20 protein-coding genes are annotated in these 24,624 nt (G+C 72.4%); 12 read left to right on the plus strand and 8 right to left on the minus strand.

Going from position 1 to position 24,624, the window contains the following annotated elements; all coding sequences use genetic code 11:
- Together ACIP89_RS32810 and ACIP89_RS32815 are read right to left on the minus strand one after the other, a co-directional pair.
- On the minus strand, positions 1–708 hold a 708-nt coding region (locus tag ACIP89_RS32810), incomplete at its 3' end, for an alcohol dehydrogenase catalytic domain-containing protein (protein WP_402118010.1).
- A 358-nt stretch (positions 709–1,066) separates the two neighbouring features.
- Positions 1,067–1,876: a GNAT family N-acetyltransferase gene (locus ACIP89_RS32815; protein WP_401927300.1), complete on the minus strand. Its 810-nt coding sequence runs from the start codon at positions 1,874–1,876 to the stop codon at positions 1,067–1,069.
- Between the two features lie 174 nt (positions 1,877–2,050).
- Between ACIP89_RS32815 and ACIP89_RS32820 the strand changes: the two genes are divergently transcribed.
- Positions 2,051–2,833 (plus strand): restriction endonuclease, encoded by a 783-nt coding sequence (locus ACIP89_RS32820; RefSeq protein WP_402118012.1) that lies wholly within the window; start codon positions 2,051–2,053, stop codon positions 2,831–2,833.
- Between the two features lie 27 nt (positions 2,834–2,860).
- On the opposite strand, the gene ACIP89_RS32825 is transcribed toward ACIP89_RS32820, so the two are convergent.
- Together ACIP89_RS32825 and ACIP89_RS32830 are read right to left on the minus strand one after the other, a co-directional pair.
- Positions 2,861–3,676 (minus strand): TetR family transcriptional regulator, encoded by an 816-nt coding sequence (locus ACIP89_RS32825; protein ID WP_401927304.1) that lies wholly within the window; start codon positions 3,674–3,676, stop codon positions 2,861–2,863.
- Positions 3,677–3,767: 91 nt separating this feature from the next.
- On the minus strand, positions 3,768–5,549 hold the full coding sequence (locus ACIP89_RS32830; RefSeq protein WP_402118014.1) for a 3-hydroxyacyl-CoA dehydrogenase family protein: 1,782 nt from the start codon (positions 5,547–5,549) through the stop codon (positions 3,768–3,770).
- A gap of 375 nt (positions 5,550–5,924) precedes the next feature.
- Between ACIP89_RS32830 and ACIP89_RS32835 the strand changes: the two genes are divergently transcribed.
- The gene (locus tag ACIP89_RS32835) at positions 5,925–6,506 is read left to right on the plus strand and encodes a HEAT repeat domain-containing protein (protein ID WP_402118016.1); all 582 of its coding nucleotides are present in this window, start codon (positions 5,925–5,927) and stop codon (positions 6,504–6,506) included.
- A gap of 10 nt (positions 6,507–6,516) precedes the next feature.
- On the opposite strand, the gene ACIP89_RS32840 is transcribed toward ACIP89_RS32835, so the two are convergent.
- The 3 genes from ACIP89_RS32840 to ACIP89_RS32850 all read right to left on the minus strand — a co-directional run bounded on the left by ACIP89_RS32840 (position 6,517) and on the right by ACIP89_RS32850 (position 9,930).
- Positions 6,517–7,080 (minus strand): GNAT family N-acetyltransferase, encoded by a 564-nt coding sequence (locus ACIP89_RS32840; RefSeq protein WP_402118017.1) that lies wholly within the window; start codon positions 7,078–7,080, stop codon positions 6,517–6,519.
- A 50-nt stretch (positions 7,081–7,130) separates the two neighbouring features.
- Positions 7,131–8,723 (minus strand): alpha/beta hydrolase, encoded by a 1,593-nt coding sequence (locus tag ACIP89_RS32845; RefSeq protein ID WP_402118019.1) that lies wholly within the window; start codon positions 8,721–8,723, stop codon positions 7,131–7,133.
- 157 nt (positions 8,724–8,880) lie between these two features.
- A complete protein-coding gene (locus ACIP89_RS32850; protein ID WP_401927315.1) occupies positions 8,881–9,930 on the minus strand; it encodes an Rv2578c family radical SAM protein in 1,050 nt (349 codons plus the stop codon).
- A gap of 147 nt (positions 9,931–10,077) precedes the next feature.
- Here ACIP89_RS32850 and ACIP89_RS32855 point away from each other — a divergent pair, with 147 nt between their 5' ends.
- From ACIP89_RS32855 to ACIP89_RS32870, 4 genes are all read left to right on the plus strand, one after another.
- Positions 10,078–10,551, plus strand: a complete 474-nt coding sequence (locus tag ACIP89_RS32855; protein WP_401927318.1) for an SRPBCC family protein — start codon at positions 10,078–10,080, stop codon at positions 10,549–10,551.
- A gap of 188 nt (positions 10,552–10,739) precedes the next feature.
- A complete protein-coding gene (locus ACIP89_RS32860; protein WP_402118021.1) occupies positions 10,740–13,199 on the plus strand; it encodes an MFS transporter in 2,460 nt (819 codons plus the stop codon).
- Between the two features lie 161 nt (positions 13,200–13,360).
- Entirely contained in the window at positions 13,361–15,823 is a 2,463-nt protein-coding gene (locus ACIP89_RS32865; protein WP_402118022.1) for a SpoIIE family protein phosphatase, read from the plus strand.
- A 123-nt stretch (positions 15,824–15,946) separates the two neighbouring features.
- Positions 15,947–16,666, plus strand: a complete 720-nt coding sequence (locus tag ACIP89_RS32870; protein WP_402118024.1) for a class I SAM-dependent methyltransferase — start codon at positions 15,947–15,949, stop codon at positions 16,664–16,666.
- Positions 16,667–16,736: 70 nt separating this feature from the next.
- Here the strand turns inward: ACIP89_RS32870 and ACIP89_RS32875 are convergent, their stop codons facing one another.
- Entirely contained in the window at positions 16,737–17,627 is an 891-nt protein-coding gene (locus tag ACIP89_RS32875) for a LysR family transcriptional regulator (protein WP_402118025.1), read from the minus strand.
- A 128-nt stretch (positions 17,628–17,755) separates the two neighbouring features.
- On the opposite strand from ACIP89_RS32875, the gene ACIP89_RS32880 reads away from it, so the two are divergent.
- From ACIP89_RS32880 to ACIP89_RS32905, 6 genes are all read left to right on the plus strand, one after another.
- Positions 17,756–18,757, plus strand: coding sequence for an aldo/keto reductase (locus ACIP89_RS32880; protein WP_401927330.1), 1,002 nt, complete (start codon positions 17,756–17,758; stop codon positions 18,755–18,757).
- Between the two features lie 78 nt (positions 18,758–18,835).
- Positions 18,836–19,411 carry a DinB family protein gene (locus tag ACIP89_RS32885; protein ID WP_402118027.1) on the plus strand — a complete coding sequence of 192 codons (576 nt, stop codon included), beginning with the start codon at positions 18,836–18,838 and terminating at the stop codon, positions 19,409–19,411.
- A gap of 79 nt (positions 19,412–19,490) precedes the next feature.
- The gene (locus ACIP89_RS32890) at positions 19,491–20,324 is read left to right on the plus strand and encodes a M55 family metallopeptidase (RefSeq protein WP_401932877.1); all 834 of its coding nucleotides are present in this window, start codon (positions 19,491–19,493) and stop codon (positions 20,322–20,324) included.
- Positions 20,317–21,660 carry a M20/M25/M40 family metallo-hydrolase gene (locus ACIP89_RS32895; protein ID WP_401927340.1) on the plus strand — a complete coding sequence of 448 codons (1,344 nt, stop codon included), beginning with the start codon at positions 20,317–20,319 and terminating at the stop codon, positions 21,658–21,660. Before ACIP89_RS32890 ends, ACIP89_RS32895 begins: the two co-directional genes overlap by 8 nt.
- A gap of 21 nt (positions 21,661–21,681) precedes the next feature.
- Entirely contained in the window at positions 21,682–23,667 is a 1,986-nt protein-coding gene (locus ACIP89_RS32900) for an LpqB family beta-propeller domain-containing protein (protein WP_402118029.1), read from the plus strand.
- Positions 23,664–24,608: an LD-carboxypeptidase gene (locus tag ACIP89_RS32905; RefSeq protein ID WP_401927345.1), complete on the plus strand. Its 945-nt coding sequence runs from the start codon at positions 23,664–23,666 to the stop codon at positions 24,606–24,608. Before ACIP89_RS32900 ends, ACIP89_RS32905 begins: the two co-directional genes overlap by 4 nt.
- Positions 24,609–24,624: the final 16 nt, after the last annotated feature.

The following is a 24,624-nucleotide window of genomic DNA, read 5'->3' on the forward strand; positions in this document are numbered from 1 at the left end:
TCCGCCGCTGGCGCCCCAGATCAGCACGTTGTCGCCCTGCTTCATGCCCGCGCCGTTGCGCGAGACCAGCTGGCGGTACGCGGTCGAGTTGACCAGCCCGGGAGAAGCGGCCTCCTCCCAGCTGAGGTGGTCCGGCTTGGGCATCAGCTGGTTCGACTTCACCAGGGCGACCTCGGCCAGGCCGCCGAAGTTGGTCTCGAAGCCCCAGATGCGCTGCTCGGGGTCGAGCATCGTGTCGTTGTGGCCGTCCGAGGACTCCAGTTCGACCGAGAGGCAGTGTGCGACGACCTCGTCGCCGGGGTGCCAGGCGTTGACGCCGGGGCCGGTGCGCAGGACGACGCCCGCCAGGTCGGAGCCGATGACGTGGTACGGCAGGTCGTGGCGCTTGCTGAGGTCGCTGAGCTTTCCGTACCGCTCCAGGAAGCCGAAGGTCGAGACGGGCTCGAAGATCGACGTCCACACGGAGTTGTAGTTGACCGAGCTGGCCATGACCGCCACCAGCGCCTCGCCCGGACCCAGCTCGGGCACCGGCACGTCCTCGATGTGGAGGGACTTGCGGGGGTCCTTGTCGCGGCTGGCGACGCTGGCGAACATCTCGGCCTCGTCCTTGTGCACGGTCACCGCGCGGTACGACTCGGGGACGGGCAGGGCCGCGAAGTCCGCGGCGCTGCTGTCCTGCGATTGGATCGCGTCCAGGATTTCCTTCACGGTGTGCCTCCGATGGAGCTGCGTTTGAGGGAACGCTTGAGGGTCCTGCGAAGCAGGGGGAGCGGTGTTGCGTGGAGGTGTGCCGTCGGTTCGGCTGGTGGTGCTTCGGCTGTTTGCTCTGTGGAGCAGAAGGGTTCGCCTGTGACGCAGGCGTCCGGGCACGCAGGCACCTGGCTTGCGGGGACAGCCGGCGTACGTGAGGTCTCAGCACGCCGGCCGCCCGGACGACTTCAACGTATGGCACTCCGTGACAGCTGGCAAGGCACTCGGTGCCAGCAATTTCCCTCAATTGTCGTCCGGGTGCCACGCATGAGCAACAGGGGGGGCGTTTTGGGGCGTTGTGCCCCGTCGTGGGTGGTCAGGAGGCGGGGCGGTAGATGTACGGGGTCGTCGTGGTCAGGGCTGTGAACCCGAGGCGCTGGAGGATCGGGCGGCTGTCCTCGGTCGCGTCGACCTGGAGGTACCGGAAGCCGCGCTCCGCGGCGATCCGGGCCCGGAAGGCGATCAGCGCCCGGTAGACGCCCCTGCCCCGCCATGCCTCCACCGTGCCGCCGCCCCACAGCCCCGTGAAGCCGGTGCCGGGGTACAGCTCCATCCGGGCCGAGCTGACCGGCTCCTCGCCCGCCATGGCGAGCACCGCCACGAAGTGGTCCGGATCCTCCTTCAGGCGGGCCAGCACCTGCCGCCGCAGCCGGGTCGAGTCCGAGCCGAACGCCTGCTCGTGGGCGCGGGCCATCAGGTCCACGTCGGCCTCGTCACGGACGGTGCGCAGCCGGACGCCTTCGGGGAGCACGACCTCCGTGGTCAGGTCCGCGACCGGCGCGACCAGCAGGGTCTCCGGCTCCTCCGCCTCGAAACCGGCCGCCAGCAGCCGGGCCCCCAGATCGGCCGGGCGGTCGTGGCCGTAGAGCTTCCACTCGAACTCGTCGTACCCGCGCTCCACGCAGTGGGCCACCTGGGAGGCGATCGCCGCGTCGGCCCGTGCGGCGTCCAGGTCCGGGGACGACCACACGACCCCGTTCCAGTCATGGGCCGCACCGGTCCGGCGCACGACGTCGCCGGTGCGCTCGACGCGGACGCCGGGACCGTCGGAGCGGGCGAATTCGCGCAGCTCCCGGTCGAAGACGGCCAGCAGTCCATCACGGTGTGCGGGTGCCTGATCGCTCATCCGCACACCACAGCACCGGGCCGGTTCACCGGCAACCGGATTTGCGGCCGCTGGATCCGGCCCGGCGGGGCAGACGGCAGACATGAATGATCTTGGAAGAGGCATATCCGGGCGGCACGCATGACGATGCCGGTGCGAGGGCGGGGCCCCGTCGGCTCCCCGAACGCTTTCAGTGTGCGCGCGACCGCCGGCGGATTCGGGGCCGTGGCCCTGCTGATCTGCGGTGGAGGGCTGATGGTGCGCATCGCCTGGGAGGGGATGCTCAGGCATCCGGCCGCTGTCGTGCCGGCCGCCGCGCTCGCGTCGGCGGGCGTCCTCCTCCTGTACCTCCGCCGGACGCGTCGCCGCCCGCCCGGCGGCCCCGGCCCGCTCTCCGAGGCCGCGCGGGAGCTCTTCGAGCCGCCCCAGGAGCCCTGGGGCTCCCCGGGCCCGGAATACCGGCCCCTCCGCGACGACGGCATGGGGCGCACGGCCGTCCTGCCCGAACCGGAACCAGTGCTGGAACCGCTGCCGGAACCGGTGCTGGAGCCGGTGCTCGAACCGGAGTGGGAAGCCGCCGGGCCCGAGGAGGAGGGGCAGGACGAAGAAGCCCTGGACGCCGACGGGTTCGAGGAAGCGATCGCCGCGCTCTGCGAGCGGGACGGCTGCTCCGACGTGCGGGTCGTCGGCGGAGCGGGCGACCTGGGGGCCGACGTGATCGCGACCGCCCCGGACGGGCGGCGGCTGGTCGTCCAGTGCAAGTACTACGGGCCGGACAACAAGGTCGGCTCACAGGACCTCCAGCGCTTCGGCGGAACCTGCTACGCCGTGCACGAGGCCGAGATCGCCGTCTGCGTCACCACCAGCGCCTATACCACCCCGGCCCTGGAGTACGCGGAACAGTGCGAGATCCTCTGCGTGGACGGCGAGGCGCTCATGGCCTGGAACGAGGGGAGCGCTCCGCCGCCGTGGTGCTGACACGCGCCGGGAGCCGTGCGGCGCCGCTCAGCGTTCCTTGAGCGCCTGCTGGATCGTGCGCATCACTTCGTCCAGCGGCGCGTCCGTACGCGCCACCGCGACCAGTACCTCTCCCTCGGCGCTCACGGAGGCGGCGGGCGGCTTCGCCGGCTCGCCGCCCGCCGTGCGGCCCGCGCCGATCCCGGTGCCGAAGGTGTCGCGGACGATGGCGAACGCGTGGTCCAGCTGCGCCTCCACATCGCCCTGGCCGTCCACCCGCAGCCACCGTCGCAGCACGTGGTTGTGCGCGGTGACGACGGCGGACGCCGCGACCTCCGCCAGCAACGGGTCGTCGTTGCCGACATGGTGGTCGCGCTCGTCGAAGTGGCCCAGCAGATAACGCGTGAACAGCCGTTCGTAGCGGGCCACCGAGGCGATCTCCGCCTCCCGCAGGGTGGGCACCTCACGGGTCAGCTTGTAGCGGGCCACCGAGACCGCGGGCTTCGCCGCGTACATCTTCATGACTTCCTTGATGCCGCGGCAGACCGTGTCGAGCGGGTGCTCGTGCGCGGGAGCGGCGTTCAGGACCGCCTCCGCGCGGACGAGAGTGTCGTCGTGGTCCGGGAAGATGGCCTCTTCCTTGGAGCGGAAGTGCCGGAAGAAGGTGCGCCTGGCGACGCCCGCGGCGCCCGCGATCTCGTCGACCGTCGTCGCCTCGTACCCCTTCGTGGCGAAGAGCTCCATCGCCGCGGCGGCCAGTTCACGGCGCATTTTGAGCCGCTGGGCGGCGGCACGTGTGCCCGCGGCGCTTTCCGGGGCGTCGGGCGCGGCGGACACACGGGGGGACCTGGCGGGCTGGGGCATGGTGTGAACGTACTGCATGGGCGCGGGGGAGTGCGCCTGTGGGGGCGGGCCGCCCGCGCGGCCGAGCAGCCCGCCCCAGCCGCCGCCCCCGTCAGCGACGGGCATGTTCGCGAAAACCGCGCCCCGTCTTGCGGCCGAGGCAGCCGGCGGCCACCAGGTGCTCCAGCAGCGGCGCCGGGGCGAGTCCCGGATCGCGGAACTCGCCGTGCAGCACCTTCTCGATGGCGAGCGAGACATCGAGGCCCACGACGTCCAGGAGTTCGAACGGGCCCATCGGATAGCCGCCGCCCAGCTTCATCGCGGCGTCGATGTCGTCCAGGGTCGCGTAGTGCTCCTCGACCATCTTGATCGCGTTGTTCAGGTACGGGAACAGCAGCGCGTTCACGATGAACCCGGCCCGGTCCCCGCAGTCCACCGGGTGCTTGCGCACCTTCGCGCAGACCTCGCGGACCGTGGCGTGCACGTCGTCGGCCGTCAGCACCGTGCGGACCACCTCGACCAGCTTCATCGCGGGTGCCGGGTTGAAGAAGTGCATCCCGATGACGTCCTGGGGCCGCGAGGTGGCCCGCGCGACCGAGACCACCGGCAGGGAGGACGTGGTGGTGGCGAGGACCGCGCCAGGCCTGCACACCTTGTCCAGAGTGGCGAACAGCTGCTGCTTCACCAGCAGGTCCTCGGCCACGGCCTCGACGGCGAGATCGACCTCCGCGAAGGCGTCGAGCGACCCGGCCGCGGTGATCCGGGCCAGCGTCCCGTCCCGTTGCCCGGCCGTCAGCCGCCCCTTGGAGACCGACCGTTCGAGCGACTTCGCGATCCGGTCCTTCGCGGTCTCCGCCTTCTCCGGGCCGCGTGCGGCGAGCACCACGTCGTAACCGGCCTTCGCGAAGACCTCCGCGATCCCCGAGGCCATCGTCCCCGAGCCGGCGACGCCCACCGAGCGCACGGTCCGCCCGGCGCCCGGACCGCTCTCCGGAGACGGTGTGAGCATGTCCGGGACCACGTCCTGGCTGCCCGGCTCCGCGTACGTGTAGAAGCCCCGGCCCGCCTTCCGGCCGGTCAGCCCCGCCGCGCTGAGCTGGCCGAGGACCGGCGCGGGGGCGTGCAGCCGGTCGTGCGAGGCGCTGTACATCGCCTCCAGGACGGTACGGGCCGTGTCGACGCCGATCAGGTCCAGCAGGGCGAGCGGGCCCATCGGCAGCCCGCAGCCCAGCCGCATCGCCGCGTCGATGTCCTCGCGCGAGGCGTAGTTCGCCTCGTACATCGCCGCGGCCTGGTTGAGGTAGCCGAACAGCAGCCCGTCGGCCACGAACCCCGGGCGGTCACCGACCGCGACCGGCTCCTTGCCCAGGTCCCGGGCGAGCGCGGTGACGGCCTCGACGGCCGGCGGCGCGGTCAGCACCGACGAGACCACCTCGACCAGCTTCATCGCGGGCGCCGGGTTGAAGAAGTGCAGCCCGAGCACGCGCTCCGGGTGCTGCGACTCCGCGGCGAGCCGGGTCACGGACAGCGCGTTGGTGCCCGTCGCGAGGATCGTGGTGGGCGGAACGACCGCGTCGAGCTCCCGGAACACCTGCTGCTTGATCTCGTACGACTCGGGCACGACCTCGATGACCAGCTCCGCCTCCGCGGCGGCCTGGACGTCGGAGAAGGTACGGAACCGGGCCAGCACCTCGCGCCGCTCCTCCTCGGTGATCCGCTCGCGCCGCACGGCGCGTGCGGTGGATGCCTCCAGGGCGGCGACGGCCTGACGGGCGGCCACGTCACTGATGTCGATACCGATGACCTCGCGGCCGGAGCGGGCGAGGACCTCGGCGATGCCGGTGCCCATCGTGCCGAGGCCGACGACGGCGATGGTGCTGAACGGGGTGTCCATCACGGGACTCCAGGGATGAGTGACGACTGAGGGACGCGCGGCGCGCGGCCGACGAGGGGCGCGATGGCCCGGACCGCCGCACGGCGTGCGGGAGTTGCCTGTCGTGGTGCTCACGTCCGGGTGCGGGCCCTGAGGGCACGCCCGGACCGGGAAGGGGCGGCGGACTCTGTCCCGGAGTCACGCCTCGCGAAGCTGCCGAACCGACATCCACTCCGGGTGGCTGCGTCACCAGGCCACCGGAGCCGGCGGGGGAGTGTCCCGCTCACATGAGGTTAACCGGCGGGTAACGAGCGCGCCAGCCCTGAATCGCTGTGGCCCCCCTCACATTAGAGACACCCGTCGGCACGCTGTGTGCCCACCGATACGCTGACGGTCATGAACGAGGAGCTGCGGTCGCTGACGCACCGACTGGCCGAAGAGGCGGAAGAGGCCGGAGAGGCGGCCGCCTGCCACCGGCTGATCGCCACCGAGGACCACGAGGAGCTGGCCCGGGTCCTCATCGAGCGCGAACGCCCGCTGTGGGCCCGCGAGATCGCGGCGTTCCGGCTGGGCTGCGGCGGCGACCGCCGGGCCTTCGAGACCCTGGTGCTGCTGCTCAACCACCGCGACCCGGAGCGCTGCGCGGGCGCCGCGCACGCGCTGGCCCGGCTCGGCGACCCGCGCACCCCGCGCGCCGCCGCCGCGCTCGCCACCAACTCCCTGCGCACCGCCTACGCGTTGTACCCGGTCCGGCTGCTCGGCGAACTGCGCGCCCCGGAGTCCGTACCGGCCCTGATGACCACCCTGCGCGGACTCCTCGGGCCGGGCGAGCCGCACTGGCGGGTGGCGCTCGCCTGCGTCGAGGAGCTGGGACTGCTCGGCGACGCGCGGGCCCGCCCGCTGCTGGAGGCGGCCCTGCCGCACCCCCGGCTGGGCGATGCGGCGGGAGAGGCGCTCGGCAGGCTGCCGGCGCCCTGAGGGCATGCGGTCAGCGTCCCTCGGACGCGGCGAGCCGGCGTACGTAACGCACCTCGGGCACCGGCACTCCGTCCACCTCGAAGGACTCCTGGGCGCCGTCCGGCCGGAAGCCCGCGCGGGCGTAGAAGCGGCGGGCCGGTGCGTTCTCCCTGAGCACCCAGAGCGCGAGATCCGGATGGCCGGCCGCGCCGGCGCGGGCCAGCACCTCGGACAGCAGGGCCCGGCCGACCCCCCTCCCCGTCAGCTCCGGCAGCACGTAGATCGCGTACAGCTCACCGCGTGCGAGCCGTGCGCCGTTCTCGCGGTACGGCCCGTACGCCGCCCAGCCGATGACGCCGAGGCCCGCCCGCTCGGCCACCACGTTGACGACTTCGTTGCCCTCGGTGAAGTACCCCCGGCGCCGTTCCGCGTCCGCTGTGACGCTCATCGCGTCCAGATACGCCTGCGGCATCAGCCCGGCGTAGGCGCTCCGCCAGCCGCGCACCCGGACTGCCGACACGGCCTCGCAGTCATCGATGGTCATGTCCCGAATCAGCGGCTCGGGGGCGTGCGCCGGAGTGGGGCGGGTGGTCATCCGCCCATCCTCTCGCGCACGCCCCCGGTCGGGAACGCGGTTTCGGCCCGTCAGCCCCGGAAGCCGGGCATTCCGTGCAGCGCGCTGCCCCGGCCGCCGGTGCCCGGGTGGGCCGCCGCCTTCGCGGTCTTGCCGCTCGCGGGCTTCGGGTCCGGCGACTTGGCGCAGACCGCGTCCACGTCGCCGCCCTTCCCGCGCGGCACGGTGCCCTTGGCGAGATAGTCCGCCAGGTAGGTGTCCAGGCAGTCGTTGCCGCTCAGGGTGACACCGTGGTTGCCGCCGCCCTGCTCGACGACCAGGCTGGAGCCGCGGAGCTTGCGGTGCAGGGTGACCCCGCCCTCGTACGGTGTGGCCGCGTCGTCCGTGGCCTGGAAGAGCAGCGCGGGCGGCAGGCCGTGGTTGGAGAGCCGGACCGGGTTCAGCGGCTCCACCGGCCAGTCGGCGCACGGCGCGTTGTACCAGGTGTTGCTCCAGGCCATGAAGGGCGCCTTGCCGTGCACGCGCCAGGCATCGTCGCGCCAGACGTTCCAGTCGCGCGGCCACTGGGCGTCACGGCACTGCACGGCGGTGTAGACCGAGTACCCGTTGTCGCCCTCCGCGTCGACCGCGCCGAACCGCTCGTACGCCTTGACCAGCGTCTTCTCGTCCTTGTGGTTCACGTAACCGGCGAACGCCTCGGCCAGCGCGGGCCAGTAGCCGTTGTAGTAGCCGCCCGGCAGGAACGTGTCGTCCAGCTCGCTCGCGCCGACCTTCCCGCCCGCGGGACGCTTCTTGACGGCGTTCCGCATCCGGTACCAGACGGCCTCGACCTCCGCGGGGTCGCTGCCCAGCCGGTACGTGCTGTCGTACTTCGCCACCCAGGCCATGAACGCCTTGTGGCGGGTGTCGAACGCGTAGTCCTGGCTCAGGTTGTCGTCGTACCAGACGCCGGTGGGGTCGACGTTGGAGTCGAGCACCAGGCGCCGCACGCGGTCCGGGAACAGCTTGGCGTACACCGAACCCAGGTAGGTGCCGTAGGAGTACCCGAGGTAGTTGAGCTCGGCCGCGCCGGCCGCCCGGCGGATCACATCGAGGTCCTTGGCCGCGCTGACCGTGTCCATGTACGGCAGCAGGTCCGGGTACTTCTCGCCGCAGGCGGCCGCGAAGGACCGGGCGCGGCCCCGGTTGACCCGCTCGCCCCCGAGCGAGTTCGGCACCGAGTCGGGCCGCACCGGAGCGGAGTACTTCGGCACGCAGTCCAGGGCCGGCCGGCTCCTGCCCACGCCGCGCGGATCGAAGCCGATCACGTCGTACTGGGCGGCCACCGCCTTGGGCAGCGAGGCGGCGACGAAGCCGGCCATCGACAGTCCGCTGCCGCCGGGACCGCCGGGGTTGACCAGCAGCGGGCCCTGGAAGGTCTTCGAGGTGTGCGGTACCCGGGTCAGGGCGAGGGTGATCTTCCGGCCCGACGGGTCGTCATGGTCGAGCGGGGCACTCACCGAGGCGCACTGGAGCGTCGGGGACGTCTCGGTGGCGCAGGCCGCCCACCTGAGCGGCGCGACCCGCCGCGCGCCCGGGTCGGCGGTCGCCGGGGACGGGGCGACGGTCACCAGACCGGCGACCGTCGCCCCGACGGCGAACAGAATTCCTGCACGTTTCGTCATATGGCCTCCCGTGGTGGGGGAACACGGCTGCGCGTGACGGCAGCCCCCGCCGGATGCTCCCCGCATTCCGGACCGGAAGGACCTGTTGTGGTGAGAGATGACCCGTTTGCCCGCCGGACCCCGGCGCGCCGCGGCCGTCGCAGCGGCGAAGAACCGGTCAGAGCAGGGTCAGCTGGGTGGGCTCCGAGCCGTCCAGCGGGGGCTGCGGCTCGTCCCGCGCGGGGAGCGCGCGGGAGGAGCCCCGGCGTGAGGGCCCGATGCCGTATTCGGTCGCCAGCTCGTGCACATGGCGTGTGATGCGGCGCTGGTACCAGGTGGGCGCGTAAGCCCCGTCCGCGTACAGGCGCTCGTAACGGCCCACCAGCTGCGGGTGGTGCCGGCCGAGCCACTCCATGAACCACTCCCGGGCACCGGGACGCAGATGCAGGACGAGCGGGGTCACCGAGGTCGCACCGGCGGCGGCGATCGCGCGGACGGTCGCCCGCAGCTGCTCCGGCCGGTCCCCGAGGAACGGGATGACGGGCGCCATCAGCACCCCGCAGCCGATGCCGTGTCCGCTCAGGGCGCGTACGACGTCGAGGCGGCGCTCGGGGGAGGGGGTGCCGGGTTCCACGGTGCGCCACAGCTCGGGGTCGACGAAGCCGACAGAGACCGAGACGCCCACCTCGGTGACCTCGGCGGCCTGCCGCAGCAGTTCCAGATCGCGCAGGATCAGGGTGCCCTTGGTCAGGATCGAGAACGGGTTCGCGTGGTCGCGCAGGGCCGCGAGGATGCCGGGCATCAGCCGGTAGCGGCCCTCGGCCCGCTGGTAGCAGTCGACATTGGTCCCCATCGCTATGTGCGCGCCGTGCCAGCGCGGGGAGGCGAGTTCGCGGCGCACCAGCTCCGGGGCGTTGACCTTGACGACGATCTGGGAGTCGAAGCCGAGGCCGGTGTCGAGGTCCAGATAGCTGTGGGTCTTGCGGGCGAAGCAGTAGACGCAGGCGTGCGAGCAGCCGCGGTAGGGGTTCACGGTCCACTCGAAGGGCATCCGGGACGCGCCGGGCACCCGGTTCACGACCGAGCGGGCCCGGACCTCGTGGAAGGTGATGCCCCGGAACTCCGGAGTGTCGAAGGTGCGCGTCGTCACCGCGTCCGCGGCGAAGAGCGCGGCCTCCCCGCTCTTGGTGGTCTTGGCGGGGTTATCTGCCAGATTGTCCCAGCGCATGGACGCCTCCTAGGTAGCACTGACCAGAGAATAGAACACTTGTTCCCTTGATCGTTTTCTCCCCTTCGTCCCGACCGGATTTTGAGCCGGGTGCCGGAGGTGGTTGGCTCAGCACACCCCGAACAACCGAGTGCTGGAGGAACAGCCATGGCGCAGGTCGAGGCCACGACAGAGCGGATCATCGCGGCGGACCCGGAAGCGGTGTTCGACGCGCTGGCCGACTACAAGGACGTCCGCGGCAAGGTGCTGCCCGGCCAGTTCAGCGAGTACGAGGTGCGTGAGGGCGGCGACGGAGAGGGCACCCTCGTCCACTGGAAGCTCCAGGCCACCAGCAAGCGGGTGCGCGACTGCCTGCTGGAGGTCAGCGAGCCGACCGGGGGCCCCTCCGATGCCGCGGGCTATGGGGGCGGGCAGCTCGTGGAGAAGGACCGCAACTCCTCGATGGTCACGACCTGGACCGTCACCCCGTCCGGCGAGGGCAGGTCCAAGGCTGTCGTCTCGACCGTGTGGAACGGCGCCGGCGGCATCGGCGGGTTCTTCGAGCGGACCTTCGCGCCCAAGGGGCTCGGACGCATCTACGACGAACTGCTGCGGAATCTCGCCGCCGAGGTGGAGAAGTAACCCCCGCTCCCGCTTTCCCGCCTCACCGGTTCGGGTGGTCTTTCCGCCCGCCCGGTTGTGCGCCGTAGTGGCTCCCACCGGGGGCTAAGCCCTCCGCGTGCGCTGTCAGCGCCCCCTCGCCGTGTTTGCCCTCCCTCGCATCGCGATGCGAGAAATGGGCGGCGCAGATGCGACGAGGGGAGCGGCACGTGGTGGGTGGGATCACTCTGGTGAAGGACGAGCCCGACGGTCCGGGCGACCCCGCGACGGCGCGGACGTCCGAACCGCCCCCGCCGCCGCCCGCTCCGCCCGCTCCCCCCGTGACGGCACCGGCCGCGGTCATGCCCTCCGGCTTCGAGACGGACCCGCGCCGCATCCGGCTCATCTTCATCGGGCTGATGCTCACGCTGCTGCTCGCGGCGCTCGACCAGATGATCGTCGCCACCGCGCTCCCGAAGATCGTCGGTGAGCTGCACGGCCTGGAGAAGATGTCCTGGGCGGTCACCGCCTACCTGCTCGCCTCCACCATCGGGCTCCCGGTCTACGGAAAGCTCGGGGACCTCTTCGGACGCAAGGGCGTCTTCCAGTTCGCGATCGTCGTGTTCGTCATCGGCTCCGCGCTGGCCGGCTGGTCGCGCACCATGGACGAACTGATCGCGTTCCGCGCCCTCCAGGGCGTCGGCGGCGGCGGGCTGATGATCGGCGTCCAGGCGATCATCGCGGACGTCGTGCCGCCCCGGGAGCGCGGCCGGTTCATGGGGCTCATCGGCGCGGCCTTCGGACTCGCGTCCGTGGCGGGCCCGTTGCTCGGCGGCTTCTTCACCGACCACGCCTCCTGGCGCTGGTGCTTCTACATCAACATCCCGTTCGGCCTGGTCACCTTCGCCGTCATCACCGTCGTGCTGAAGCTGCCGAAGCCGGCGGTCCGGCCCCGGCTCGACATCCTCGGCGCCGTGCTGCTGGCCGCCGCCTCCACCTGCGTGGTGCTGGTGACCAGCTGGGGCGGTACGGAGTACGCCTGGGGCTCCGGCACCATCCTGGGGCTGGCCGCCGGAGCCGTCGTCACGACCCTGCTCTTCGTCGTCGTCGAGCGCCGCGCGCCCGAACCGATCATTCCGCTGCGGCTGTTCCGCGACTCGGTCTTCAACATCAGCGCACTCGTCGGCGCGGTGGTCGGCGTCGCCCTGTTCGGCGCGGCCAGCTACCTGCCGACCTTCCTCCAGATGGTCGACGGGGCCACCGCCACCGAGTCCGGCCTGCTGATGCTTCCGATGATGGGCGGCATCGTCGCCGCTTCGGTCATCTCCGGCCAGCTGATCTCCCGGACCGGCAAATACCGCGTCTACCCGATCGCCGGCAGTGCGCTGGCGGCGATCGGCATGTGGCTGCTGTCCCGGCTCGAAACGGACACCCCGCGGCTGGAGTACAGCATCTCGCAGGCGGTGCTCGGGCTCGGCATCGGACTGATCATGCCGGTACTGGTCCTCGCCGTGCAGAACTCCGTACGGCCCGCCGACCTCGGCACCGCCACCAGTGCCAACAACTACTTCCGGCAGATCGGCGGCAGTGTCGGCGCGGCCGTGTTCGGCACGCTCTTCGCCGGGCGCCTCGCCGACGCGCTCGCGGTGCGCCTGCCGGCCGGTGCCGGTCTGCCCGACCCCGAGTCGATCACCCCGCAGCTGGTCCACGCCATGGAACCGGCGCTGCGCGACAGCTACATCCAGGCCTACGCCGACGCGATGCCCCGGATCTTCCTCTACCTCGTGCCGGTCCTCGTGCTCGGCCTGTTCTTCGCCTTCTTCCTCAAGGAGAAACCGCTGGTGTCCCACCACAGCCCGGAAACCGCAGCAGAGCCCGCGACGATCCCCTCCGCCCGCCTCGACCCCGGCACTCAGCCCGCCGGGCACCTCGCGGGGGTGCCCGTCAGCGGCAGCGTCCAGCACTCCGACGGCACCAAGGTCCCGCGCGCCGCCCTCACCCTCATCGACATCCAGGGGCAGCAGGTCGGCAGGGGCACCAGCGGTGAGGAGGGGCGGTACGCGCTGAGCGTCCCCGGCGCCGGTTCGTACGTCCTCATCGCCGCCGCCGGTGGCCACCAGCCGCAGGCGGTCAGCGTGACCGTGGGCGAGCGGCCGGTGGAGCTCGACGTGGTGCTCGGCGGGGCCGGCCGGCTGGCGGGGACCGTCCTGACGGCGGACGGCGTGCCGGTGCGGGACGCCGCCGTCACACTCACCGACGTACGCGGCGAGGTCGTCTCCTCCACCCGCAGCGGCCGCGAGGGCGGCTACGTGATCTCGGAACTGGTGGCGGGGGAGTACACCCTCGCGGCCAGTGCCCCCGCGTTCCGGCCCGCCGCGCTGCCGGTCAGTGTGCAGGCGGCCCGGGAGACCCGGCAGGACATCGAACTGGCCGGCGGCGCCGTGCTGCGCGGTGTCGTACGCGCCAATGGCGGGCGGCTCGTCGAGGACGCCCGGGTCACGCTGCTGGACGCGGCCGGAAACGTGGTCGACACCGTGACCACCGGGCCCGACGGAGCCTTCCGGTTCGTCGACCTGTCCACCGGCGAGTACACCGTGATCGCCGCCGGCTACCCGCCGGTGGCCACGGTCCTCCAGGTCGCGGGCGGCGGGCGCACCGAGCGGGACCTCCAGCTGGGCCACGAGGACTGACCCCCGCGACAACGGTTGGCGAGGGTAGTGCGCCCCCCGGGTGCGCGGGGCGCACCACCTTCGCGGGCGATTCCGCGGATGACCGGCGGGCCCCGGTCACGGCCCCGTACGGTGGAGCCACGTACCGCAGAACCTTGCGGTGGGGAAGGAGCCTTCCACCCATGGACCTCGGTGTGCCGGAGCACAGGACACCACAACCGCGAGACGCCGCGGCGGGCCGTGTGCCGCTCGCCGTGGTCGTCGTCGACGCGGCCGGGCGCGTGTCGCACTGGTCGTCCGGTGCCAGGAAACTCTTCGGCGTCGCCCGGGAGGACGCGGTCGGCTGCCCGGCCGCCGAACTGCTGCCGGTGGCGGGGGCGTTGCAGGACCGCGGCGAACCGACGCAGGACGCGATGTACGCCGGGTTCGGTCCTGAGCTGGACAGTTCCCTCAGTGGCACCGCCGCCTACCCGACGGCGGGCCGGGCCCGGGTGGACGGACCGGACCGAGGCCGGATCGAGGTCCTGTGGTGGGCCTATCCGCTCGTCGGCCCCGGCCCGGAGCGGCTGCTCGTGCTCGCCGCAGACTCCGCGCAGGTACGCGTCGCCGAGGCGGGAGAGGGGCGGGACGCGGATACGGTCGCACCCGGATTCGCCCTGCACACCGATTTCCCCGGCTACCGGGAACTGTCCGGGCGGCTGCCCGAGATCCTGCCCAGCATGAGCGTCCACGAGGCCACCCGGATCGTCTCCCAGGTACTCGAACTCGGTTATCCGGTACTCGATTTCAGCCGTCACGACCGGATCCCGGTGACCCCCGACTGGGGAGTTCCGCAGCGCGCCGGACAGCGGGGTTCTGCGGCCGTGCCGCGCGCCGACGACGGGCAGCCCGCGCCCCGCGCGGTGCCCCGCCCCGAGCTGGACCTCGAATACGCGGCGGTCCGGGAGCGGCTGGAATTCCTCAACGAGGTCAGCGGCCGAATCGGTTCCTCCCTCGACCTGGAACGCACCATCCGCGAGGTCACCAGCGCCGCCGTGCCCCGCTTCACCGACTTCGCGGGTACGCATCTTCGGGCCGCAGTCCTCGCCGGTGAGGGCTTCCCGGACGGGCCGCCCGATGTCACGACGGTCTGGCACCGGGTCTGGGTCGAACACAACGACGAACCCGGCCGCTGGGACGACACCGTGCCGGTGGGCGAGTCCATCGCCTTCCCGGAACACACCCCCTTCTTCCAGTGCATGGTCACCGGAGAGCCGGTGATCATCCCCTACGTCAGCGAGGAGTTGAGCAACCGGATCTCGGGCGAGTTCGAGAAGCGCGACCTGCGTCCGCTGATCACCCACCGGTCGCTGCTCATCGTGCCGCTCAAGGCCCGCGACGTGGTGCTCGGCTTCATGGTCCTGATGCGGCGCCCGGGGCGGGAGCCCTTCGACGACATCGACCGCACCACCGGCGCCGAACTCGCCGCCAGGGCCGGGCTCGTCCTCGACAACGCCCGCATGTACACCTACCAGGAGAACGTCGCCGAGACCCTCCAGGACAGCATGCTGCCCCAGGTCGAGCCGCGCATGGCCGGCTGCGACATCGCCACCCGCTACCTGCCCGGTGCCCGGCTCGGCAGGGTCGGCGGCGACTGGTTCGACTCGGTGAAACTGCCCGGCTCCCGGACCGCGCTCGTCGTGGGCGACGTCATGGGGCACGGTCTCAACTCGGCCGCGATGATGGGCCAGTTGCGTACCGCCGTGCTGACCATGGCCACCATGGAGATGGAACCGGCGCAACTGCTGCGCAATCTGGACGACCTGGCCCAGCGCCTCGGCGAGCAGTATCTGGCCACCTGCCTCTACGCGGTGTACGACCCGATCCGTTCCGAGCTCCAGATCGCCAACGCCGGGCACATCCCGCCGGTGCTGGTCCACGCCGAGGACGGCCGGGCCGAGCTGCTCGATCTGCCGACCGGCGCCCCGATCGGGGTCGGCGGGGTCGCCTTCGCGACCGCGACCGTGCGGGTCCTGCCGGGCGACCGTCTGGTGCTCTGCACCGACGGCCTGGTCGAGGTGCGCGGCCAGGACATCGGTGCCGGACTCGCCGCGCTCTGCGCCTCCGCCGCGCATCCCGCCGCGTCCATGGACGACGCCTGCGACACGATCATCCGGGCACTCAACCCCCGGGACGGCCGCAAGGACGATGTCGCCCTGCTGATGGCCCGGCTCAACGGCATCCCGGAGGGCGACGTCGCGGAGTGGCAACTGGCCCTGGACCCGCGCGAGGTGGCCCGCGCCCGCCGGATGGTCCGGGGCAAGCTGCTCGACTGGGAGCTGCCCGGCGCCGTGGAGTCGGCCGAGCTGATGGTCAGCGAGCTCGTCACCAATGCCGTGAAGCACGGACGCACCCACCACATCGGGCTGCGGCTGGTCCGCACCGGCGCCCTGCTCTGCGAGGTCAGCGACGACGAGCCCGCCCCCGCCGCACTTCTCGACGCCACTCCGGAGGACGAGTCCGGCCGCGGCCTCGTCCTGGTGAGCGGCCTCGCCAGCGAGTGGGGCAGCAGTACGACGGCCCGCGGCAAGACCGTCTGGTTCGAGCTGGCGCTCTCCCGGCTGCCCGGCCGCCACCCGTCCGGCCCTCGGCTGAACGGGCGATAACCGCAGCCGGGGGAGAGACGCTCTCCGGCTGCCGGCCGCGTCTGTGCACTTGCCCCGATCGACCGCGGGCGGTAGTCCCTTGTTGTGCAAGGTGCCTCGGCGTGACGGGACTTGGGAGTGCGCATGAATGATCCACAGCGGTACCGCGCGGCGTGGGAAGGCTTCTGGGAGGCGACGTCGGACGCGCCGGGCGAGGCGATCTGGGACGCCGATCCCTCACTGAGCGCCGTACCGCACTGCGAACTGCTGCTGCCGTACGCCGACGCCTCGCTGCCCGTCGTCGACCTCGGCTGCGGCAACGGCACCCAGACCCGCTACCTCGCCACCCGGTTCGCCCACGCCATCGGAGTGGACCTCTCGCACGCCGCGATCGGCCATGCCCGCCGGGCGGACACCGAGGGCGTCGCCGAGTTCGCCCAGCTCGACCTGACCGACGGCGACGCGGTCCGCGCCCTGCACGAGCGGATCGGGGAGGCCAACGTCTACATGCGGGCGGTGATCCACCAGAGCGAGGCCGAGGCCAGGCCCGCGGTCGCCGCGGCCGTGGCGACCCTGCTCGGCGCACGCGGCCGGGCCTTCGTGGCGGAGCTGACCCCGGCCTCCAAGGACGTGCTCCGGCTGGCGGCACAGGGCCCGGACGGTCCGCCCGAGAAGCTGCGCCGCGTCTACGAGCACGGACTCAAACCGGCGGATGCCGCGGAGGAGGAGGTGCCAGAGCTTCTGCGGGCGGCCGGGCTGACCACGCTGGACAGCGGCCGCACCGCCCTGCCGCAGACCGAGCGGCTGCCCGACGGGACCCGGATCGACCTGCCGGCCAGGTGGTTCGTGCTGGCCGCCGGCTGAACCGGGTCCGCGAGCGCGCTCAGGACCCGGCTGGACGGCGCGAGCGGCGCTCCCGGCCGGGGGAGCGGCCTCAGGGCGCGTCCTGCCCCCGCACCAGGGACATGAGCGCCCGCGCCCCGGGGCTCATGATCCGCGCGTCCGGAAGCACCACGACGCTCTCGTAGTACGGCTGGACGGGCCCGTCCAGCCGTACCGTCGCCAGCCCCCGCGCCTCGGGCTTGCGGGTGAAGTGGTGCGGCACCACCGCGATGCCGAGCCCTTCCTGCACCAGTTCGAGCAGGCTGTGCACGTCGTTCACCTCAAGCGCCACCGTGCGGCGGACCCCGGCCGCCGTGAACGCCTCGTCGGCCGCCCGGCGCGGACCCCAGTCCGGATGGAAGTCGATGAACGGCTCGCCCGCCAGCCCGTCCCACCCGGCCCGGTCCCGCGCGGCCAGCCGGTGGCCGGGGGCGCACAGCAGGACCATGGGCTCCCGGGCCAGCGGGAGCAGCTCGCCGCGCCACTCCACGGAGCTGACCGTGGCGGCGAAGGCGATGTCGAGCCGTCCGCCGGCCACCCCGTCCACCAGACTCGTCGTCCCCTCCTGGCGGAGCCGGATCTCCATCTGCGGATGCTCACGGTGGAAGGCGGCGAGCAGCCGGGGCAGGCTCACCCCGGCCACGCACTGTTCGACCCCCACCGACAGGGTGCCGCGCAGCAGCCCCCGTACCGCTTCGACGGCATCCCTGGCCGCCCGCGCGCCGGCCAGCGTGCGCTCGGCCTCCACCAGCAGGGCGCGCCCGGCCTCGGTCAGCCGGACGCTGCGGGTGGTCCGGCTGAACAGCGGGGTCCGCAGCTCCTGCTCCAGCGCCCGGACGGAGGCGGAGAGGCCGGACTGCGACACGGCGAGCCGCTCGGCGGCCCGGGTGAAGTGCTGTTCCTCGGCGACCGCGACGAAATGCTCCAGCTGGCGCAACTCCATGATTGAGAAATATAGACGCTGAATCCAAGCGGAATCTCCTGTTGGACTGCTGGATCGTTCTGCGCGAGCCTGGAGTCCGCACGGCGTACCCCGTCGTGGACCGGAACGATCTCTCCCGTGGAGCCCGCATGTACATCCCGTCCGCAGACCGCTACCAGGACATGCCCTACCGGCGCACCGGGCGCAGCGGTCTGAAGCTGCCGGCCCTCTCGCTCGGCCTGTGGCACAACTTCGGCGGGGACCGGACGCCGGAGACCCAGGGGCAGATCCTCCGCCGGGCCTTCGACCTCGGCATCACCCACTTCGACCTGGCCAACAACTACGGCCCGCCGCCCGGCTCCGCCGAGACCGCGATGGGCCGCGCGCTGGCCACGGACTTCGCCCGGCACCGGGACGAGATCATCGTCTCCACCAAGGCCGGCTACCTGATGTGGGACGGCCCGTACGGGGAGTGGGGCTCGCGCAAGAACCTGCTCTCCTCGCTCGACCAGAGCCTCGGCCGCCTCGGGCTCGACTACGTCGACATCTTCTACTCCCACCGCCCCGACCCCGAGACCCCGCTCGAAGAGACGATGGGCGCCCTCCACTCGGCGGTCCAGCAGGGCAAGGCGCTCTACGTGGGCGTCTCCAACTACTCCGCGGAGCAGACCCGGGAGGCCGCCCGCATCCTGACCGACCTCGGCACCCCGCTGCTCATCCACCAGCCGCGCTACTCGATGCTGGACCGCTGGGTCGAGGACGGCCTGCTCACCGCCCTCGACGAGCTGGGCGCCGGCTCCATCGCGTACTCGCCGCTGGAGCAGGGCATCCTCTCCGACCGCTACCTCCGCGGCATCCCGGAGGGCTCACGGGCGGCGGGCAGCAGCCCGTTCCTGTCGGCCGACTCGGTCACCCCGGAACTGCTCGTACGCCTCCGTGAGCTCGACGAACTGGCCTCCGAGCGGGGACAGTCGCTGGCCCAGCTGGCGCTGGCCTGGGTGCTGCGCGGCGGCCGGGTCACCTCCGCCGTCGTCGGCGCGAGCAGCGTCGCCCAGCTGGAGAACAGCGTTGAGGCGGTCCGCAACCTGGAGTTCAGCGACCAGGAACTCAGCCGGATCGAGAAGCTGCTGAAGGGCGCGAAGCGCCGCTGAGGCAGCCGCGTGCGGGCGCCCCGCAGCATGGGCGCCCGCACCCGCCCCGGCCGGCAGCGGGCTGTGAGGATGGCCGCCATGACATGGACAGCGCCCCACCTCACCCGGACGACCCCCGGAGGCCTCCAGCTGAACGCACCCGGCACCGCGGACGAGCGGACCATGCTGGCCGGCTGGCTCCAGTGGCACCGCGAGACGCTCCTCGTCAAATGCGCCGGACTCGGCCCGGCGGAGCTGGCCCGCACCACCGCCGGACCGTCCGGACTCAGTCTGCTCGGGCTGGTGCGGCATCTGGCCGAGATCGAACGCTGGTGGTTCCGGCGGAGCTTCGCCGGCGAGCCGCTCGGCGAGGTGTTCACCGGGCCGGACGACGGTGACGAAGGTCTCCAGGGGGTGGACCCGGCCCGCGCGGAGCACGACTACGCGGCCTACCTGGCGGAGGTCGCGGCGGCTGAGGCGGCAGTCGCGGGCCGGGGGCTCGACGAGACCTTCGTGACGCCGGGCGGCGGCAGGACCTGCAGCCTGCGCTGGGTCTACCTGGCCATGGTTCAGGAATATGCCCGGCACAACGGCCACGCGGATCTGCTGCGCGAACGGACCGACGGCGAGACCGGTGACTACCCGTCGGGCCGGGCCCCGACGGGACCCGCGTGAACCTCCGTCAGTGGAATGGACCAATGGAGGTCCGGACAGCCCTGGCCTGCCCGTTCCCCGGCGCGTACCGTGTGGCCGCATGAAGATCCTCGTGAGTGCCGACATGGAAGGCGCCACCGGCGTGACCTGGCCGGCCGATGTGCTGCCCGGCACGCCGCAGTGGGAGCGGTGCCGTTCCCTGTTCACCTCCGACGTCAACGCCGCGGCCCTCGGGTTCTACGACGGGGGAGCCGCGGAGGTGCTCGTCAACGAGGCCCACTGGACCATGCGCAACCTGCTGCTGGAGCGGCTCGACGACCGGGTCCAGATGCTCACCGGCAAGCACAAGTCGCTGAGCATGGTGGAGGGCATCCAGCACGGGGACGTCGACGCGGTCGCCTTCGTCGGGTACCACACGGGTGCCGGTACGGAAGGCGTCCTGGCCCACACCTATCTGGCCAACTCCATCACCGGGGTCTGGCTGAACGGGGCCAGGGCGAGCGAGGGGCTGCTCAACGCGCACGTCGCCGCCGAGTACGGGGTGCCCGTCGTGCTCGTCACCGGCGACGACCTGACCTGCGTGGACGCGAAGGGGTACGCCCCCGGCGCCCGCACCGTCGCCGTCAAGGACTACGTCTCGCGTTACGCGGCGGTCTGCCGCACCCCGGCCCGTACCGCCGCCGACATCCGTGCGGCGGCCAGGGAGGCGGCCGCGCTGGCGGGCCGGTACTCGCCCGTCGACGGCGGACCGTTCACCGTGGAGCTGGAGTTCGACGCCGAGCACCTGGCGGCGGCGGCCACGGTCGTACCGGGCGTGGCCGTCTCCGGCGAGAGGCGTGTCGCCTATACGAGCGAGACGATGTACGAAGGTATCCGCACGTTCAAGGCGGTGACGACCATCGTGTCGTCCGCCGTGGAGGAACAGTATGGCTGAGGTGACCAACCCCAGGAGCGGCGTCGACGCGCTCGCGCTCGACGAATCGGTGACGTTCACCTCCGAACTGATCCGCATCGACACCACCAACCGGGGCGGCGGCGACTGCCGCGAACGCCCGGCGGCCGAGTACGTGGCCGAGCGGCTGGCCGCCGCCGGACTCGAACCGGCGCTCCTGGAGCGGACCCCGGGGCGCACCAACGTGGTCGCCAGGATCGCCGGCACCGACCCGTCCGCCGACGCGCTGCTGGTCCACGGGCACCTGGACGTGGTGCCCGCGGAGGCCGACGACTGGTCCGTGCACCCCTTCTCCGGCGAGGTCCGCGACGGTGTCGTCTGGGGCCGGGGCGCCATCGACATGAAGAACATGGACGCGATGGTCCTCGCCGTCGTCCGGTACTGGGCCAGGGCAGGCATCCGGCCCCGCCGCGACATCGTGATCGCGTACACCGCCGACGAGGAGGCCAGCGCCGACGACGGCTCGGGTTTCCTCGCCGACCAGCACCCCGGACTCTTCGAGGGCTGTACGGAGGGCATCAGCGAATCCGGCGCCTTCACCTTCCACGCCGGGCCCAGCATGCCGCTCTACCCCATCGCGGCGGGCGAGCGCGGCACCGGATGGCTCAAGCTGACCGCGCACGGCAAGGCGGGCCACGGCTCCAAGGTCAACAAGGCCAATGCGGTCAGCGCGCTGGCCGCCGCCGTCGCCCGGATCGGCGCCCACGAGTGGCCGGTGCGCCTCACCCCGACGGTCCGCGCCGCGCTCACCGAGATCGCCGCACTGCACGGCATCCACCCCGACCTCGACGCCCCCGGCTTCGACGTGGACGAACTCCTCGGCAAGATCGGACCGGCCGCCGCCCTCATCGAGCCGACCGTCCGCAACAGCGCCAACCCGACGATGCTGGACGCCGGGTACAAGGTCAACGTCATCCCGGGCCACGCCACCGCGTTCATCGACGGCCGGACGGTGCCCGGCGGCGAGGACGAGTTCCACGCCACCATGGACCGGCTGACCGGCCCCTCGGTCGACTGGGAGTTCCACCACCGCGAGATCGCCCTCCAGGCCCCGGTCGACTCGCCCACGTACGCGAAACTCCGGGCCGCCGTCGAGCGGTTCGACCCGGACGGCCATGTGGTGCCGTACTCCATGTCGGGCGGCACCGACGCCAAGCAGTTCTCCCGGCTCGGCATCACCGGCTACGGCTTCTCGCCGCTGAAGCTGCCCGTCGGCTTCGACTACCAGGCCCTCTTCCACGGCGTGGACGAACGCGTCCCCGTCGAGGCGCTGCACTTCGGCGTCCGGGTCCTGGACCACTATCTCCGCACCGCCTGACCCACTCGGGGGATTTCGAACATGGCAACCACACAGGCCTACGGAAGCTGGCCGTCCCCGATCGACGCCGCGCTGGCCGCCTCGCGGGACGGCCGGCCGGAGTACGTCGAAGCGGTCGGCGAAGAACTGTGGTGGACGGAACCGCGCCCGGCCCAGGCCGGCCGGCGCGCCCTGGTACGACGCCTGGCCGACGGCACCACCACGGAGCTGCCCGCCCCCTGGAACGTCCGCAGCCGGGTCATCGAGTACGGCGGACGGCCCTGGACCGGAACGGAACGTACCGAGGGCGGCCCGCTGATCGTCTTCGTCCACTTCGACGACCAGCGGCTGTACGCCTACGAGCCGGACGGCGATGGCGAGCCGTGGCCGCTCACCCCCGTCTCGACGGTCGGCGGCGGACTGCGCTGGGCCGATCCGCGACTGCGTCCGGACCGGGGTGCCTCCGGCGAGGTCTGGTGCGTCCTGGAGGAGTTCACCGGCGAGGGGCCGGCCGATCTGCGCAGGCTGATCGCCGCCGTGCCACTGGACGGATCGGCGGCCGGAGACCGCTCCGCGGTACGCGAACTCTCCGACGGCCGGCACCGGTTCGTCACCGGGCCCGAGGTCTCGCCCGACGGACGGCGGGCGGCCTGGATCGCCTGGGACCACCCGCGGATGCCGTGGGACGGCACCGAGGTGATCGTCGCGGACATCGGTGACGACGGAACGTTCCACGCCCCCCGGACCCTGTTGGGCGGCCCGGAGGAATCCGTACCGCAGATCCAGTGGGCCGACGACGGACGGCTGCTCTTCGCCAGTGACCGCAGCGGCTGGTGGAATCTCTACCGGGCGGAACCGGATGGCAGCGCGGTGGAACTCTGCCCCAGACAGGAGGAGTTCGCCGGACCGCTGTGGAAGCTCGGGCTCAGCTGGTTCCGGCCGCTGGGGAACGGGCTGATCGCCACCCTGCACGGCAAGGGCGCCACCACGCTCTCCATCCTCGACCCGGAGACCGGTACGCTCGTCGGCATCGTCGGTCCCTGGACCGAATGGGCCGGGACGCTCGCCGTACAGGGCAGCCGGGTCATCGGCATCGCCGCGAGCCCGCACAGCGCGTACGAGATCGTGGAGCTGGACACAGCGACCGGGCACACCCGGATCATCGCGGCCGAGCACGAGGACGCGGTCGACCCCGCGTACTACCCCGAGCCCGCGGAGCGCACCTTCGCCGGTCCCGGCGGCCGGGAGATCCACGCCCACATCTACCCGCCGCGCAGCCCCGACCGGACCGGACCGGCCGGCGAACTGCCGCCCTACGTCATATGGGCGCACGGCGGCCCCACCGGGCACGCGGCCCTCGTCCTCGACCTGGAGATCGCCTACTTCACCTCGCGCGGCATCGGGGTGGCCGAGGTCAACTACGGCGGCTCGACCGGTTACGGACGGGAGTACCGCAACCGGCTGCGCGAACAGTGGGGCGTCGTCGACGTGGAGGACTGCGCGGCCGTGGCCGGCGCGCTCGCCGCCGAGGGCACCGCGGACCCGGACCGGCTCGCCGTCCGGGGCGGCAGCGCCGGCGGCTGGACCACGGCCGCCTCGCTGACCGGCACCGACGTCTACGCCTGCGGCACGATCATCTACCCCATCCTCGACCTGACCGGCTGGGGCAGCGGCGAGACCCACGACTTCGAATCGCAGTACCTGGAATCGCTGGTGGGCCCGCTGGCCGAGGTCCCCGAGCGCTACCGCGAACGGTCCCCGAGCACCCGCACCGACCGGCTCACCACCCCGTTCCTGCTGCTCCAGGGCGAGGACGACCCGATCTGCCCGCCCGTGCAGTGCGAACGGTTCCTGGCCGCCGTGGCGGGACGCGGCATCCCGCACGCCTACCTCACCTACCCGGGCGAGGGCCACGGCTTCCGCCGCGCGGACACCATGATCAGCGCGCTGGAGGCCGAACTCTCCCTCTACGCCCAGACCTTCGGCATCGAGCGCCCCGACGTGCCGCGGCTGGAGCTCAAGAAGTGAGCCTCGCCCCGCTGATCCGCCCCGCCCGGCTGCGCGCGGGCTCCAGGGTCGCCGTGGTCTCCCCGAGCGGGCCGGTACCCGTCGACCGCCTGGTGCCCGGCCTGGACATCCTGCGCGGCTGGGGCCTCGAACCCGTGACGATGCCCCATGTCCTGGACGTGCACCCCGGCCTCGACTACCTGGCCGGTACGGACGAGGCGCGCGCCCGGGATCTCCAGGACGCCTGGTGCGATCCGTCGGTGGACGCGGTGATCTGCGCCCGGGGCGGGTACGGGGCGCACCGCATGGCCGACCTGGTCGACTGGGCGGCGATCCGGGCCGCCGGACCCAAGGTGTTCGTCGGCTACAGCGACATCACCGTGCTCCACGAGGCGTTCGCCCTGCGGGCGGGCTTCGCCACCCTGCACGGCCCCATGGTGGGCACGGAGGCCTTCCTCAAGGACCCGCGCACCCAGGAGTCGCTGCGGGCCACCCTGTTCGAGCCGGAGACCGTGCGGACGCTGGGCCTCGACGGGGCGGGGGTGCTGGCGCCCGGCCGGGCCGCGGGGATCACCTACGGCGGCTGCGTGAGCCTGCTCGCCGCCGGACTGGGCACCCCGCACGCCAGACGGCCGGCCCGCGGCGGGCTGCTGGTCATCGAGGACACCGGCGAGTCCCCGTACGCCATCGACCGCATCCTCACCCAGCTGCTGCGGGCCGGGGCGCTCGACGGCGTCGCCGGGGTGGCCTGCGGCTCCTGGGCGGGCTGCGGTCCGTACGCGAAGGTGCGGGCGGTGCTCTCCGACCGGCTCGGCGGCCTCGGTGTCCCGGTCGTCGAGGAGCTGGGCTTCGGCCACGGCCCCACCGGGCTGACGATCCCGCTCGGGGTCCCGGCCGTGCTCGACGCGCCCGCGGACGGCGGTCCGGCCACCCTCACGGTGGAGGCCGCGGCGCTGCTCTGAGCGGGCGGAACCGGCA

This window comes from Streptomyces sp. NPDC088730 (assembly GCF_044751215.1).
Classification (GTDB): Bacteria; Actinomycetota; Actinomycetes; order Streptomycetales; family Streptomycetaceae; genus Streptomyces.

Bases quoted from the DNA above. Each gene is read 5' to 3' on its own strand.
- ACIP89_RS32840 (WP_402118017.1), bottom strand. From the start codon at position 7,080: ATGACCACCCGCCCCACTCCGGCGCACGCCCCCGAGCCGCTGATTCGG.
- ACIP89_RS32845 (WP_402118019.1), bottom strand. From the start codon at position 8,723: ATGACGAAACGTGCAGGAATTCTGTTCGCCGTCGGGGCGACGGTCGCC.
- ACIP89_RS32895 (WP_401927340.1), top strand. From the start codon at position 20,317: ATGGCTGAGGTGACCAACCCCAGGAGCGGCGTCGACGCGCTCGCGCTC.
- ACIP89_RS32835 (WP_402118016.1), top strand. From the start codon at position 5,925: ATGAACGAGGAGCTGCGGTCGCTGACGCACCGACTGGCCGAAGAGGCG.
- ACIP89_RS32870 (WP_402118024.1), top strand. From the start codon at position 15,947: ATGAATGATCCACAGCGGTACCGCGCGGCGTGGGAAGGCTTCTGGGAG.
- ACIP89_RS32815 (WP_401927300.1), bottom strand. From the start codon at position 1,876: ATGAGCGATCAGGCACCCGCACACCGTGATGGACTGCTGGCCGTCTTC.
- ACIP89_RS32855 (WP_401927318.1), top strand. From the start codon at position 10,078: ATGGCGCAGGTCGAGGCCACGACAGAGCGGATCATCGCGGCGGACCCG.
- ACIP89_RS32900 (WP_402118029.1), top strand. From the start codon at position 21,682: ATGGCAACCACACAGGCCTACGGAAGCTGGCCGTCCCCGATCGACGCC.
- ACIP89_RS32865 (WP_402118022.1), top strand. From the start codon at position 13,361: ATGGACCTCGGTGTGCCGGAGCACAGGACACCACAACCGCGAGACGCC.
- ACIP89_RS32830 (WP_402118014.1), bottom strand. From the start codon at position 5,549: ATGGACACCCCGTTCAGCACCATCGCCGTCGTCGGCCTCGGCACGATG.
- ACIP89_RS32885 (WP_402118027.1), top strand. From the start codon at position 18,836: ATGACATGGACAGCGCCCCACCTCACCCGGACGACCCCCGGAGGCCTC.
- ACIP89_RS32825 (WP_401927304.1), bottom strand. From the start codon at position 3,676: ATGCCCCAGCCCGCCAGGTCCCCCCGTGTGTCCGCCGCGCCCGACGCC.
- ACIP89_RS32880 (WP_401927330.1), top strand. From the start codon at position 17,756: ATGTACATCCCGTCCGCAGACCGCTACCAGGACATGCCCTACCGGCGC.
- ACIP89_RS32875 (WP_402118025.1), bottom strand. From the start codon at position 17,627: ATGGAGTTGCGCCAGCTGGAGCATTTCGTCGCGGTCGCCGAGGAACAG.
- ACIP89_RS32890 (WP_401932877.1), top strand. From the start codon at position 19,491: ATGAAGATCCTCGTGAGTGCCGACATGGAAGGCGCCACCGGCGTGACC.
- ACIP89_RS32850 (WP_401927315.1), bottom strand. From the start codon at position 9,930: ATGCGCTGGGACAATCTGGCAGATAACCCCGCCAAGACCACCAAGAGC.